The sequence below is a fragment of the Escherichia sp. TW09308 genome (assembly GCF_000208565.1).
In the GTDB taxonomy this organism is placed as follows: domain Bacteria; phylum Pseudomonadota; class Gammaproteobacteria; order Enterobacterales; family Enterobacteriaceae; genus Escherichia; species Escherichia marmotae.
Map to the genome: position 1 here is coordinate 1,889,858 of NZ_AEME01000001.1, position 14,873 is coordinate 1,904,730.

The following is a 14,873-nucleotide window of genomic DNA, read 5'->3' on the forward strand; positions in this document are numbered from 1 at the left end:
AATTATGGCAAAGGCCCCTGTAGCAGTAAAAACGGCGTCAGTACTGGCATTTGAGCGCAAACTGGCAACCTCTGACGCGGTGATGTACGCAGGTAACTGGCAAGGAAATGAATGGCAACCTATTGAGATTCAGGAGAAAGCCGTTCGCGGAACCATCTCCAATCGCCTGAAAGATGCAATTTCCAGTAATGAGTTAAAGTTGAATGCAGAAATCCAAAAAGCCAACTTGCAGCGGGTAGATGTGGCAGCGCTTCCGGTTGATGCGGATACGCTAAAAGTGATGTTTACGCTGCGCGTGCTGGGTAATTTATCCTCACCTTCAGTATGTAATGACATGGCCTATCAGGAGGCGCTTTCCGACGTTATTGAAGGTTATATCAGCGAACATGGCTTTAAAGAGCTGGCGCTTCGCTATGCCCTGAATCTGGCAAATGGTCGTTTTCTGTGGCGTAACCGTATCGGTGCCGAGCAAATTCAGGTGAAAGTCACCGCTAACGACAAATCATGGACTTTTAACAGCCATGACTTCTCTTTACGTCAATTTGATCAGGGCCAGAGTAGCGTCACAGAACTGGCGTCAACGATTGAACAAGGATTAAGCGGAAAAGAGTGGGTGATGCTTACCGTTGAAGCGCAGGTTCGCCTCGGTGCCGGGCAAGAAGTTTTCCCGTCGCAGGAGCTGGTACTCGACAGCAACAGTAGCAAAAGTCGCGTGTTATACCAGGTGGCTGGCATTGCCGGTATTCACTCTCAGAAGATTGGCAATGCTTTACGTACCATCGATACCTGGCATCCAAAGGTTGATGAATTGGGGGCTATTGCCGTGGAACCTTACGGTTCTGTAACCAGTCGCGGCGTGGCTTGCCGCCAACCGAAAGAAAAACTCGACTTTTATACCTTACTCGACAATTGGGTGACTAAAGGGATGAAACCAGACGTTGAGCAGCAGCACTACGTGATGGCTGTGCTGATCCGTGGTGGTGTCTTTGGTGAGAAATCGGAATAAGGAGCTGCCAATGGATCACTACCTTGAGATCCGCGTTCTGCCAGATCCTGAATTTTCGAGCGAAATGTTGATGGCGGCGTTATTTGCCAAACTGCATCGGGCATTAGGCGCAAGAGGGCAAGGTGATATCGGCGTGAGTTTCCCGGACGTGAATGTTACGCCGGGAGCGCGTTTACGCTTACACGGCAGCGCCCCGGCATTGCAGGCGCTTGAAGCCTCAACGTGGCGTAAAGGACTTACGGACTATTGCCAATGTTCACCTGTCACTCCTATTCCTGAAATAAAAGGCTGGCGAGTGGTAAGCCGTGTGCAGGTTAAAAGTAACCCCCTGCGTCTGTTAAGGCGTTCAGTAAAAAAGGGCTGGCTCACTAAAGAACAGGCAATTGAGCGACTGGCGACGCAAACTGAACGGCGGACCGATTTACCCTTTCTCAATATGAAGAGTTTATCGAGTCAGCAACAGTTCAAGCTGTTTATCCGTCATGGTGATTTGCTCACTGAACCGGTGAAAGGGGAATTCAGTAGTTATGGATTAAGCGCAACAGCAACTATTCCCTGGTTTTGATAGTTTGCAATTTCGGACAGGCCTGACCGTGTGGTTGGGCTTTTTTTTGCCGTGTGATCAGGCCGTTGAGAAGCGGAACTTGAGTGCGTTCGATAGTTGTTGTTCATATCAGGGAGGTTGTCTTCTTCGCTAAAAATAATTTTTATTATCTATCTCGAATCATAAAAATATGAATTTGGGTGACTAATAATAACCAGCATTATTATTGTTCTGATTAGAAATGCGATTATTAAATAAAATAAACTTAGGAAATATTTGTAGTGTAATATTTCTCTCCGGTGTTAAATTAAAATAATTTTATGTAAGTCACGAAAACAAATAATTTACATTGCTACAACATCTTCGTTTTGAGAAGTTTCTTGTCAGGAGATTGATATCTCTTATTAAGGTAAAGCAAATTAGTTAAGGAATAGACTATGAAACATTCAATTATTGCAGTTGCGGTATTATCATCTCTTTTTATGAGTGCAGGAGCATTTGCTGAAGGGAATCAACAGGGGGAGTTAATTATTACCGGTAATATAGTTGGAACTACTTGCCAATTTATCGGAAATAGCCAGGCTACTATTGCTATGAACGATATTGGTACTGATCAATTTGATGGTAAGAGCGCTGGTTATGTTTATGATGGTTATTCAAATAAAACAACTGTACCGCTGACGGTTAAATGTTCAGAAGGCAAGGCACCCAGAATTACGTTTTCTAGAAGTCAGTTTGACGCAGACCATAGCGATATTACCATCAATACTTCAGTAAACCCAAATGGAGCTGGTTTTGCTGTCTACTATGAGAGTGCAGATGGGCAATCTCAAAAGATTGAAGGTGATAAAAGTATTGAGTTAGGATCAGATGAATCTAATGAACCTAATGAATATACATTAAATTTCAGCGCGAAATATGCTCAATCAGGTGGTGTGGTAACTGCTGGCCCGGTTAACTCTGCTCTGACAATGACTGTCGTAACAGATTAATACTTTGCTTATCGGCGGCTGCGGCCGCCGATATTTTACAACAAGGAGTGTTGCCATGAAAAAGTTAATAGCCTTTTTGCTGGCCGGCATGGTCACGCCTGCGTGGGGCGGAGTCTATATCTACGGCACTCGCGTTATTTATCCAGAACAGAAAAAAGAGATTACCGTTCAGTTAATGAATGAAGGTAATCGTAGCGCCCTGGTTCAGTCATGGATTGATGATGGCGATACCAGCCAGCCTCCAGAAAAAATTCACGTCCCGTTCGTGTTGACGCCACCGGTCGCTCATGTAAAAGGGGGGGAAGGGCAACAACTCAAAATCAAAAAATTGGCGAATACACTACCTAAAGATCGCGAAAGCCTGTTCTTCCTTAATGTGCTCGACATCCCACCTAATCGCCCCGAATTAGAAGGTAAAAATGGCATCAAATTCGCCATGCAAAACCGCATTAAATTTATCTACCGCCCAGAGGGACTTACAGGCGTGGATAAAGACAGTTTTCGTCGCCTTAGCATTAAACATGCCAATGGCGGTATTAATATCAAAAACAACTCCGCAAACTGGATAACTATTCCTGAGTTGACCGGGAATGCAAAGATAAATAAGGAAACGTTGTTATTAGCCCCCTGGTCAGATAAGACTATCACTACAGCCTCAGCCATCCATCAATATACAATTACCCTTATTGATGATAATGGAAACTATTTGAGTGAAAAAGTAAAAACCGTCAAATAGATCAGGGATTGATTATGTCTAAACTTAATTCTATTACGCTGGCGATCCTGTCGGTGTTGGCTACTTCGCCTGCATGGGCGGAAGATGAAACATTTGACACCCATTTTATGATTGGTGGATTAAATGGGGAAAAAATTTCTGACTATCATATCGATAGTAATAAGCCGATGCCCGGTATCTATGATATGGATGTATACCTGAATAATCAGTGGCGCGGACATTATAATGTCGATATTAAAGATGATCCGGATGCAACATGTTTATCCTGGGAGCAGTTAAAGCAAATAGGGATCCTCACTGAAGAAATTAATGTCGATAAAAGCGTAGAATGCGTACCACTTCGGGATGCAGTGCAGGGAGGCAGCGTCGACTATGATATTGGGCACTTTGACCTGAAATTAAATGTACCTCAGGCCTATATTGTTGAATATGAACGTGGATATGCTCCACCTGAGGCATGGGATCGCGGGATTAACGCATTATATACATCTTATTATGCCAGTCAGTATTACAGTAATTATAAGCACGGAGGAGATAATAAAAGTAGCTATTTAAATCTGAATAGTGGTTTGAATCTTCTGGGCTGGCAGTTGCATTCAAATGCAAATTATACGAAAAGTGACGAGAGCAGTGGTAAATGGAAGAGTAACACGTTATATCTGGAGCGCGGAATTCCACAAATTCTTGGCACATTACGTGCTGGTGAAATGTATACCGGCTCTGATGTTTTTGACTCCGTGCGTTTTCGCGGGGTACGCCTCTGGCGCGATATGCAGATGTTGCCGAACTCTAAACAGAATTTTACTCCTGTAGTGCGAGGAATTGCCCAGAGCAACGCACTCGTCACTATAGAACAAAATGGTTTTGTTATTTACCAGAAGGAGGTTCCACCAGGTCCATTCGCCATTGATGATTTGCAACTTGCTGGTGGTGGTGCCGATCTGGAAGTTACTGTTAAAGAAGCTGACGGTTCGGTATCGCGTTATCGTGTACCTTATTCATCTGTACCAAATATGTTGCAACCGGGCGTTTCGAAATATGAATTTGCTGCCGGACGTAGTCGTATTGAGGGAGCCAGCAATCAGTCGGATTTTATTCAGGGAAGCTATCAGTATGGTCTTAATAATTTGCTGACTCTCTATGCTGGCACGCAGTTGTCTGATAATTACTCATCGTTTGTTCTCGGCACGGGATGGAATACACCGATTGGTGCTGTATCGGTTGATTTTACCCATTCCCACAGTGAACAAGATAACGGTGATGTATTTAATGGTCAAAGTTATCAGATTGCCTGGAACAAATATCTCTCACAGAGTGGGACGCAATTTTCTCTGGTGGCCTGGCGTTACTCCTCTCGGGATTATCGTACTTTTAACGATCACGTATGGGCAAATAACAGGAATAGATATAATCGAGAAGATGACTCTGTTTATGATATTGCCGATTATTATCAGTACGATTTTGGTCGTAAGAACAGCTTTTCTGTAAATATAAACCAGTCATTACCAGATGATTGGGGATATCTGTCGGTCAGCGGTCAATGGCGGGATTATTGGGAACGCAGCGGGACAGGGAAAGATTATCAACTCAGCTATTCGAACTCCTGGGAACGCCTTAGTTATACCTTGTCTGTAAGCCAGACCTACGATGAAGATAACCGCGAAGATAGACGCATTAACTTATATTTCTCAATTCCCTTCTCGTGGGGTGATGGAATCACTGAAAAACGACGAGATTTATTTGTTTCTAACTCGACCACTTTTGATAAAGACGGCTATCGGTCGAATAATACCAGCCTCAGCGGTGTAGCGGGGAGTCGCGATCAGTTCAGCTACGGGGCTAACTTAAGCCATCAGCAACAGGGTAGCGAAACAACCGCAGGTGGAAACCTGACCTGGCGTGCGCCATTGGCGACCATTGGTGGCAGCTATAGCCAGTCGAAAAGATATCAACAGATTAGCGGTAATATTCAAGGCGGTTTAGTCGCGTGGTCGGACGGGGTGGCACTGGCTCCCAGACTTTCCGATACGTTCGCCATCGTCAAAGCGCCGGGACTGGAGGGAGCGGCGGTGCAGGGATATCGTTACCTGACCACGGATAGCAGAGGCTACGCTATTTATGACAACCTGACGCCGTATCGTGAAAATACGTTGATGTTGGATATTGCCGACAGTAAAAGCGACGTGGCGCTACTGGGTAACCGTAAAAACACCGTTCCTTATCGTGGTGCGGTAGTGATGACTCAGTTTGAGACTGATAAACGCAAGCCCTGGTATTTCATCTCCCAACGCCCTGATGGCTCTCCGTTGCCGTTTGGTTATGAGGTTGAAGATGAAAGTGGCAACAATGTGGGCTTGGTAGGACAGGGAAGTCGGATATTTATTCGCACCAATGATGTTCCCGCGGCGATTCGCGTCTCGGTTAATAAACAGCAGGAACAATTCTGCACTATTACCTTTGATAACGTTATTGATGAGAATAAAGTTTATATTTGTCGCTAAAGGATTTGTTTATGAAGAAATATTGGTTTTTGTTTCTACTGGCTTTTCCATTTTTTGGGCAGGCTAAATGTACTATCAACGGAAATTCTACTGCAATACAGGGGGTTAATTTAGACTTAACTGCGGGAAATGCAACGGTTACATTTTCTCCTAATCTGACGGGAGAATTTACATGTAATTCGACTCAAGATAAGGTAAATGTGCTTAAAACATTAGATAATTATGTTGTAGAGATGAAAGAAAATCAAAACAGCAATCAATCAATTTATATTAAGTTTAATCTTGATGTCGGAGATGGATTTCCTGTTGACACGGGAGATAGGAAAACTTATTCAGTTAACGATACTATTAATAATAAAAGTATAGCATTAACAGCTTCATATATAAAATCGCCTGAAAGTAATGCGAATGTTCAAACAGTATATTCTAATTCATTCATCTTGAATGCTCCTGCGGTTGTCTTTCCATTTGAAAATGGTTCAGCAACTAATTTTTGCTATCAAAACATTATCTTTTATTTTATATGTTATGTGAGCAATAGGTTACCAACAGATGCTGCTTATCAACAGAATTTAAATGTTAATATAACAAAACACAAACCTACAACCTGTAGTTTCTCGCAACCGACTTACGAAATAAGAATGCCAGAAACAACGATAAGTGAGATGCAATCTGCCAATAACACAAAATCAGGTTCTATAGATCTGGTTTTAAATTGTGACAGTGTTTATAACGTCACGACTAATCCAGTGACTTTTAAAGTTGCGCGCGGTGAATGGGATGATAGTGGAACCATTCTGAAAAACACATCGCTTAATGGTGCTAAGGGGGTTGGGTTCCAGATTTATAATGGTAACGCAACGACACCGTTAAAGTTGGGTGATACCCTGATGAACAAATTAACTAAAATGGCGGCCATTGAGAATCAGTACACCTTCCCGATTACCGCGAAATATGTCCGCGTGAAGGAGGAAGCGATACAGCCAGGAGAAGTCCAAAGCAAAGCGATATTTGCCGTATCCTATGATTAATGTGCCACTGGCCTTCACGTACTTTCGTAGAGGAAGTACGTGTTTTTTATTCATGGCGGATCAATGCAAAAAAAAAGCCCGTACTTTCGCACGAGCTCTTCTTTAAAGATGGCGGTGAGGGGGGGATTCGAACCCCCGATACGTTGCCGTATACACACTTTCCAGGCGTGCTCCTTCAGCCACTCGGACACCTCACCAAATTTTTGCTGCCTTACTACATGGGGGGCAACGGGGCGCTACTATAGGGAGTTGGAGCAAAACGGTCAAGAAGAATTTATTTAGATTGATTTGTTTGGTTACGCAATGAACACACGATTCATTCGCCCGAGATTATGGCCGTATGCGTTCTGGTCAATTGTTTATCAAAAGCTACGAGGGAAATATGAGAGTGAAGAAATACCAATCGACCCATTTTTTTAGAGTGACATGTAACTCATTGATTTTGTTTATTACTATTTTGACATCTCGAAAAAGGGTATGAACCTATGATTTTGTGATTTTTAACAGTAAATCAATCGGATAGTCTGCTATTATTTCAGTTCACTGCCGTACAGGCAGCTTAGAAAAATCAGGTCGTCAATTTTTCGCGGCTGTGTAAGTTCACTGCCGTACAGGCAGCTTAGAAAGCTGGCTTTAGCGCGTGAACAGTACTGTTAACGTTCACTGCCGTACAGGCAGCTTAGAAAGATCAGCATCCCGACAGCTTCCCCCATGGTCAGTTCACTGCCGTACAGGCAGCTTAGAAATCAATCCTCCCCGCCTGCGCCGCGTTGTAGTTGTTCACTGCCGTACAGGCAGCTTAGAAAACTGATGATAAGGGCGTCTGGTCACAACTCGTGTTCACTGCCGTACAGGCAGCTTAGAAAGATAACGGCATCAGTGTTCGTGCCTGGATTAAGTTCACTGCCGTACAGGCAGCTTAGAAACAGCTCAGAGAAAACCGCTTTCAGCCTTGATAGTTCACTGCCGTACAGGCAGCTTAGAAAAGTAGAAGACACGCAGATCGGCTGGAAAAATGGTTCACTGCCGTACAGGCAGCTTAGAAAGGATTACCCTGGACAGCCAGGGATGTTAACAAGTTCACTGCCGTACAGGCAGCTTAGAAACAGCAGTACAGCCTCTTCCATGCCGTCAGCGCGTTCACTGCCGTACAGGCAGCTTAGAAAGGCAGTGTGGCCACTTTTACGTTACGCGTAATGTTCACTGCCGTACAGGCAGCTTAGAAATCGGAAAGCTTGTCAGCGTTGCTCACGTAACTGTTCACTGCCGTACAGGCAGCTTAGAAAAAACCCCTCTGTCGTTACTTTGCATTCAGCCGGTTCACTGCCGTACAGGCAGCTTAGAAAACAGCAAACGGCGGGTGTATCGACTCGACGGGGTTCACTGCCGTACAGGCAGCTTAGAAAAACTGCGGCCTTTGAGTCGGTCCCCATCGCATGTTCACTGCCGTACAGGCAGCTTAGAAAACGATGCTGAATAAAATCACTGATATCATGAAGTTCACTGCCGTACAGGCAGCTTAGAAAGTAGTGATAAACTCCGGCGCACCAGACGACTGGTTCACTGCCGTACAGGCAGTTTTTAAAATCCATACCCCAATATTTATTTTCTTCCTTAATCCCGGGCGCAAAAAAGGCCGGTTAAACCGACCTTTTACTCGTTCTTTCTCTTCGCCCGTCAGGCGGCAAAACAATCAGCGACTACGGAAGACAATGCGGCCTTTGCTCAGGTCGTACGGGGTCAGTTCAACAGTCACTTTGTCGCCCGTCAGGATGCGGATGTAGTTTTTGCGCATTTTACCGGAGATGTGTGCAGTAACCACGTGACCGTTTTCTAACTCTACGCGGAACATGGTGTTAGGTAACGTTTCAAGAACAGTACCTTGCATTTCAATATTGTCTTCTTTGGCCATCTAATCCTCTGGGGTATCACTACCGTAATTTGAACCGGCAAGATAATGCCGAAGTTCTGTAAATAAGTAAAGATTTGCGCGCTAAATCGCAACAAACAGGTTTGGCACATAACTCCGAAAACACACGGCTAAGCCGCACCAAAAGCGCAACGTATAAGGGAACGGTGAGATAAACGATGGGCGTTACCTGACGCGAAAAATTCCTTATCGGCAGCGGAGTAATGAGCGTAACCAACTCTGCGAGCGCAATTATAACACTCTGGAGAGAAATGTGCCGAAAACATTCATTTCTGTGGCGAAAACAATTGCCGCGGCACCCAGAAATTATTCGGTAATCGTTCCGGGCGCATTTGATTGAGGTAATTGAGGTAATCCCGCCGGGGAATTTCGCAGGCTCCAAGCGAAGCCGTGTGATCATTAAGCACCTGGCAGTCGATCATTTTGCCGCCATGACGGATAAATTCTTCGCAGAAGATCATGAGCGCCGTTTTGGACGCATTTTCCATCCGGCTGAACATCGATTCGCCACAAAATAGCGTTCCCTGCGCTACGCCATATATGCCGCCGACAAGCTCGTCTTCATGCCAGACTTCAATGGAGTGGGCATGACCCAGCTCGTGTAAGCGGTGGTAGGCTTCAATCACATCGCGCGTAATCCAGGTTCCTTCTTCGCGATCGCTGGCACAGCCTTCAATGACCTGACCAAAGGCATGATTCATCGTGACACGGTAAGGCGAGCGTTTATGAAATCGTTTCATACTGCGACTGATGTGCAGTGATTCCGGCCATAATACTGCGCGTGGATCCGGCGACCACCAGAGAATGGGGTCGCCAGGAGAAAACCATGGGAAAATACCACGCTGATAAGCCATTAACAGGCGCGCGGGGCTAAGATCGCCCCCCAGCGCCAGCAGGCCGTTAGGCTCACGTAATGCGCCTTCCGGAGAAGGGAAGGCTATTGAATGGCGAGAAAGCTGAACCAGGCGCATGACCGCAAAACTCCACTACGCAAGTCGGATCGTTCAATAATAGCTTACAAACCCTGCTTAAACTGGTAATAACGCCCCTGTCTGGCAAGCAGTTCTGCGTGAGTACCTTGCTCAATAATTTGCCCGTTGTCCATCACTATTATTTGCTGGAAATGAGAGAGTCCGCGAAGTCGGTGAGTGACCATTAACACCGTTTTCTCACGCATCATTTCTGCAAGTAATTCAAGGATCTGACTTTCTGTTGTGGCATCTAAACCTTCGGTAGGTTCGTCCAGCAATACCAGCGGCGCATTGTGCAATAGTGCGCGGGCGATAGCCAGACGGCGCAGTTCACCACCAGAGAGTTGACGTCCGCCTTCACCTAACCAACTGTTGAGTCCTGCATCTTCGAGCAATTTCTCCAGACCGACGCGGCGCAAGATCTCCGCCAGAGCCTCATCACTACTGCCAGGCGAAGCGAGTAATAGATTATCTCGCAGCGTGGCGCTAAACAGATGCACACGCTGCGGCACAACGCTGATGGTCTGGCGCAGAGTCGCTTCGTTCAGGCTGGCAATGGGGCTACCGTTAAGCAGAATCTCGCCTTGTTGTGGATCCCATGCGCGAGTCAGCAGTTGTAACAGAGTTGATTTGCCGCATCCGGTTCGCCCGAGAATCGCAATATGTTCTCCGGCGTTTGCCTGAAGGGAAATCCCTTTAAGCGCTTGTTGTGATTGTTCCGGATAAGTGAACTGAACATCACGTAATGTCAGGGATACCTGATCGGCAACACTGGATTGGGTATCAGGAAAGGTAACTTCCGGCTTTTGGTCCGTTAAGTCAGTGATTCGCACGGCAGAGGCAATCACTTGCCCCAGATGCTGAAATGCGCCAGTCACCGGAGTCAGCGCTTCAAATGCAGCTAACGCGCAGAAGACAAACAGCGCAATTAACGCGCCAGGCTGATTATTACTACCAACGCCACCGGAGGCCATCCATAGCATCAGGATCACCGCCAGCGCGCCAATCAGCAGCATAATCGCTTGTGATAACGCGGTCAGTTCGGACTGGCGGCGTTGCGCTTCCAGCCACTGAATTTCGGTATTCTCTAACTGCGTGCGATAACGATCGCTGGCGCCAAAAATGGTCAGCTCGGCTTGCCCTTGCAGCCATGCGGTTAATTGTTGGCGATACTGACCGCGAAGGTGAGTCAGATTTTGCCCAGTGCTCTTTCCGGCGCGATAAAACAGCGGAGGCATCAGGAACAACGTCAGCAACATAATGCCGCCCAGCGTAAAGGCGAGGGTGAAATCAAGGAAGCTTAACCCGACGGTCACCACCATAATCACCACAAAAGCACCTACCAGCGGCGAAATAACGCGCAGATAAAGATGATCGAGCGTATCAACATCCGCCACGACACGGTTGAGTAATTCACCCTGGCGATAGCGGGCCAGCCCGGCAGGGGAGAGTGGCAATAGTTTGCTGAAGGTGTAAATGCGCAGATGCTGCAATACGCGGAAAGTCGCGTCATGACTCACCAGTCGTTCAAAATAGCGCCCGGCGGTACGGGTGATTGCCGCGCCACGCACACCTGCGGCGGGCAGCATATAGTTAAAACTATACAGGCCTGCGACACCGGCTACAGCCGATGCGGAGAGGAACCAGCCGGAAAGTGTTAACAGACCGATACTGGCGAGCAGAGTAATAATCGCCAGCACAATACCGAGGCTTAACATCCACTTATGGCGTTTATACAGTGCCAGATAGGGTAGCAAAGCGCGCATTTAAATCTCCTCCTGACGATGGGCCAGTAATGTGGCGAAAGGACCGTTAGCCACGCTTAACTCCGCGTAACGTCCTTGCTCGACAATCTGACCATCCTGCATTACCCAAATGGCATCCCAGTCAGCAAGATCTTCTAACTGGTGGGTGACCATTAACGTAGTCTGGCGCAGTGAGGCGGCATTCAGTGCTTCCATCACGCGCTGCTCGCTGTGAGCATCGAGGCTGGCAGCGGGTTCATCCAACAGTAATAGCGAGCAGGGATTTAGTAACGCACGAGCCACCGCCACGCGTTGCGCCTGACCCACGGAAAGGCGGGCTGCCTGGTCGCCAACAGGCGTATCAACACCTTGTGGCAGGAGCGGTAGAAACTCACTGACCCACGCGTTATCCAGTGCTGTTTGTAACTCTTGTTCGCTGGCATCAGGTCGCGCTAGCAGTACGTTATCCCGTAGTGTTGCCGCCGGTAATTGCGGATTCTGCCCAACCCAGGAGAGATGTTTGCGCCACGATTCCGGTGATAAATCGCTCAATTCTATGCCGTTGACTCGTAGCGATCCCTGATAGGAAAGAAAACCGGAAAGCGCATTCAATAGTGAGCTTTTACCTGAACCGCTACGACCAACTAACACCGCACGTTGGCCTGCTGGCAGAGTAAAATTCAGCGGGCCGACCAGCGTTTTACCTTCTGGTGAAGTGATAAACAGATCCTCGGCTTCAATGGTCACCGGATCGTTAGACGCTAACTCCGCCTCACCGCGTTGTGGATGAGCGAGTGGGGTTTCCATAAACGTTTTCAGGCTGTCGGCTGCGCCAACCGCCTGGGCTTTAGCATGATAAAACGTACCGAGATCGCGTAATGGCTGGAAAAACTCTGGCGCAAGGATGAGTGCGAGAAAACCCGCAGCCAGCGTCACCCCAGTATCGTAGTGACCAAAATCCAGCTCACCGAGGTAGGAGAAACCAAAGTAGACCGCTACCAGAGCAATTGACAGCGAGGTGAAGAATTCCAGAATGCCGGAGGATAAAAATGCCAGTCGCAGCACCTCCATCGTCCGTTGACGGAAATCTTCCGAAGCAGAACGAATGCTTTCAATTTCGGCTTCACCACGACCAAAAATACGCAGTGTTTCCATGCCGCGCAGGCGATCGAGGAAATGTCCACTTAAGCGAGCAAGCGCGAGAAAGTTACGTCGGTTCGCATCGGCTGCGCCCATCCCAACCAAAGCCATAAATAACGGGATTAATGGAGCGGTGCCCAGCAGAATGAGCGCCGCAGCCCAGTTAGAAGGGAAGATCGCGACCACAATCAGTAGCGGCACTGATACCGCCAGCGCCATTTGCGGCAGGTAGCGAGCATAGTAATCATGCATATCGTCAATTTGTTCAAGTACCAGCGTCGCCCAACTCCCGGCTGGCTTGCCCTGAATCCATGCAGGCCCTGCTTGTTGCAGGCGGTCGAGAACCTGGCGGCGAATGGCAAAACGGATATGCTGCCCGGCGTGATAACCCACCCGTTCGCGTAACCAGACCACCCATGCGCGCAGCACAAAGGTCAGTACCAGTAAAGTAAAGGGAAGCAGCAGGGCTTCGCGGGGAATATTCTCCATAATCACATGTTGCAGAATACGCGCCATGAACCAGGCCTGGGCAATTATTAATATGCCGCTCACAAAGCCCAGCAGACGAGAAATATTCAGCCAACGTTGGGAGATGACGCTTTGCTGTTTTAACCAGCGGGTTAACTCTTTTTGACGGGATTTATTCATTGCACGCTTAGCAGGTGAGTTATCAGAATTTTTTGCAGGGCAATGTTACAACGGGGAAATAATAAAGGCGACCCATAGTCGCATGGAGTCGCCTTTTTTACTTTTGTTACTGATATGTAAAATTATTTTTCGCCGTATAAACCGTCGAGGTAGCGTTCAGCATCAAGTGCCGCCATGCAACCTGTACCAGCAGAAGTAATGGCCTGGCGATAAATGTGATCCATTACATCACCTGCGGCAAACACGCCCGGGATACTGGTCTGGGTGGCATTGCCATGAATACCCGACTGTACTTTGATGTAGCCGTTTTCCAGTTCCAGTTGCCCTTCAAAAATGGCGGTGTTCGGACTGTGGCCGATAGCAACAAACAGGCCAGCAACGTCGAGTGATTCGATGTTATCGCTGTTTTGCGTATCGCGCAGACGAACGCCTGTGACGCCCATCTGATCGCCAGTCACTTCTTCCAGCGTGCGGTTGGTGTGCAGAATGATGTTGCCGTTCTCCACTTTATCCATCAGACGCTTAATGAGGATTTTTTCTGCGCGGAAACTATCGCGGCGGTGGATCAAATGTACTTCGGAAGCGATGTTAGACAGATACAGCGCCTCTTCAACCGCAGTATTGCCGCCGCCGATAACCGCTACTTTTTGGTTACGATAGAAGAATCCATCGCAAGTCGCACAGGCAGAGACACCACGACCTTTAAAAGCCTCTTCAGAGGGCAGGCCGAGATAGCGTGCAGAAGCCCCGGTGGCAATAATCAGCGCATCGCAAGTGTATTCGCCGCTGTCGCCAGTCAGGCGAAACGGACGATTCTGCAAATCCACTTTGTTGATGTGATCAAAGATGATTTCAGTTTCAAATTTGGTGGCATGTTCATGCATGCGCTCCATTAACAACGGTCCGGTCAGATCGTTTGCATCGCCTGGCCAGTTTTCCACTTCCGTGGTGGTGGTCAGTTGGCCGCCTTTTTCCATGCCGGTGATCAGCACCGGTTGCAGGTTGGCGCGTGCCGCGTAGACAGCAGCGGTATAGCCCGCCGGGCCTGAACCCAGGATAAGCAGTTTACTGTGTTTGGTCGTGCCCATGAGATCCCCATAGTTGTTGGCAGACAATAGGCAGGATTGTAGGGAATTTACAGGCGTAAAAAAAGAGTATGACGATTTTGTTAACGATTTGTGCAATCGTCAAAAGCGATAAGCGTGTCAAATTCTTCTGTCATTATCACCTCTGCTACTTAATTTTTCCGGTTTATAAGCCGATTAAATGATGATTAAACGCGACTGTTAATGAATATCTGGCATGTTGTACTAAAAAACGATGTTTTGCTTTGACAATCACCTGGCGTTTTGCGAAAACATTCGAGGAAGAAAAAAACAGTATTCTTATATGCGCATAATCATGCATGTAAATACCATGTTTACCGTGCTAGTGAAATCTACGCATGGCGTGGACAGACGCCATTCGTGATGTCGATAGCTGCCACAAGGCAACGGTCTTCTCACCGTAGACCCAGGCATTGCGCGCCGTGAATCTTAATGATTTCGGTCTATCGTGACGGGTAGCGACTCTGGACAGTGATGTTTTCAGGGTCAGACAGGAGTAGGGAAGGAATACAGAGAGACAATA

The 14,873-nt window shown here is 47.3% G+C and carries 11 protein-coding genes, 1 tRNA gene and 1 CRISPR repeat array; of the genes, 6 read left to right on the forward strand and 6 right to left on the reverse strand.

Translation table 11 applies throughout. The features are described 5' to 3' along the window. Positions 1 to 4: 4 nt before the first annotated feature. From csy3 to ESM_RS0109160, 6 genes are all read left to right on the forward strand, one after another. Complete coding sequence (gene csy3 / locus ESM_RS0109135; protein ID WP_001029755.1) at positions 5 to 1,006, forward strand: type I-F CRISPR-associated protein Csy3; 1,002 nt, start codon at positions 5 to 7, stop codon at positions 1,004 to 1,006. 10 nt (positions 1,007 to 1,016) lie between these two features. Then, positions 1,017 to 1,571: a type I-F CRISPR-associated endoribonuclease Cas6/Csy4 gene (gene cas6f / locus ESM_RS0109140; RefSeq protein ID WP_000350178.1), complete on the forward strand. Its 555-nt coding sequence runs from the start codon at positions 1,017 to 1,019 to the stop codon at positions 1,569 to 1,571. 416 nt (positions 1,572 to 1,987) lie between these two features. Next, a complete protein-coding gene (yehD, locus tag ESM_RS0109145) occupies positions 1,988 to 2,542 on the forward strand; it encodes a fimbrial protein YehD (protein WP_000682828.1) in 555 nt (184 codons plus the stop codon). A 55-nt stretch (positions 2,543 to 2,597) separates the two neighbouring features. Next, positions 2,598 to 3,278, forward strand: coding sequence for a fimbrial assembly chaperone (locus tag ESM_RS0109150; protein ID WP_000733133.1), 681 nt, complete (start codon positions 2,598 to 2,600; stop codon positions 3,276 to 3,278). 14 nt (positions 3,279 to 3,292) lie between these two features. After that, positions 3,293 to 5,779, forward strand: coding sequence for a fimbrial biogenesis outer membrane usher protein (locus ESM_RS0109155; RefSeq protein WP_000040817.1), 2,487 nt, complete (start codon positions 3,293 to 3,295; stop codon positions 5,777 to 5,779). Positions 5,780 to 5,790: 11 nt separating this feature from the next. After that, positions 5,791 to 6,810: a fimbrial protein gene (locus tag ESM_RS0109160; protein ID WP_000761065.1), complete on the forward strand. Its 1,020-nt coding sequence runs from the start codon at positions 5,791 to 5,793 to the stop codon at positions 6,808 to 6,810. Between the two features lie 109 nt (positions 6,811 to 6,919). On the opposite strand, the gene ESM_RS0109165 is transcribed toward ESM_RS0109160, so the two are convergent. The 6 genes from ESM_RS0109165 to trxB all read right to left on the reverse strand — a co-directional run bounded on the left by ESM_RS0109165 (position 6,920) and on the right by trxB (position 14,332). Continuing rightward, a tRNA-Ser gene (locus ESM_RS0109165) sits at positions 6,920 to 7,007 on the reverse strand. 341 nt (positions 7,008 to 7,348) lie between these two features. Beyond that, positions 7,349 to 8,396: direct repeats of the CRISPR family, unit length 28 nt; unit sequence GTTCACTGCCGTACAGGCAGCTTAGAAA. Between the two features lie 107 nt (positions 8,397 to 8,503). After that, a complete protein-coding gene (gene infA / locus ESM_RS0109170) occupies positions 8,504 to 8,722 on the reverse strand; it encodes a translation initiation factor IF-1 (protein WP_001040187.1) in 219 nt (72 codons plus the stop codon). Between the two features lie 284 nt (positions 8,723 to 9,006). Then, positions 9,007 to 9,711, reverse strand: a complete 705-nt coding sequence (gene aat, locus ESM_RS0109175; RefSeq protein WP_001241663.1) for a leucyl/phenylalanyl-tRNA--protein transferase — start codon at positions 9,709 to 9,711, stop codon at positions 9,007 to 9,009. A gap of 44 nt (positions 9,712 to 9,755) precedes the next feature. Further along, entirely contained in the window at positions 9,756 to 11,477 is a 1,722-nt protein-coding gene (gene cydC / locus ESM_RS0109180) for a heme ABC transporter ATP-binding protein/permease CydC (RefSeq protein ID WP_001202150.1), read from the reverse strand. After that, positions 11,478 to 13,244, reverse strand: a complete 1,767-nt coding sequence (cydD, locus tag ESM_RS0109185) for a heme ABC transporter permease/ATP-binding protein CydD (protein ID WP_001043634.1) — start codon at positions 13,242 to 13,244, stop codon at positions 11,478 to 11,480. It abuts the gene before it with no gap. 122 nt (positions 13,245 to 13,366) lie between these two features. Next, positions 13,367 to 14,332, reverse strand: coding sequence for a thioredoxin-disulfide reductase (gene trxB, locus ESM_RS0109190; RefSeq protein WP_000537399.1), 966 nt, complete (start codon positions 14,330 to 14,332; stop codon positions 13,367 to 13,369). Positions 14,333 to 14,873 lie beyond the last annotated feature (541 nt).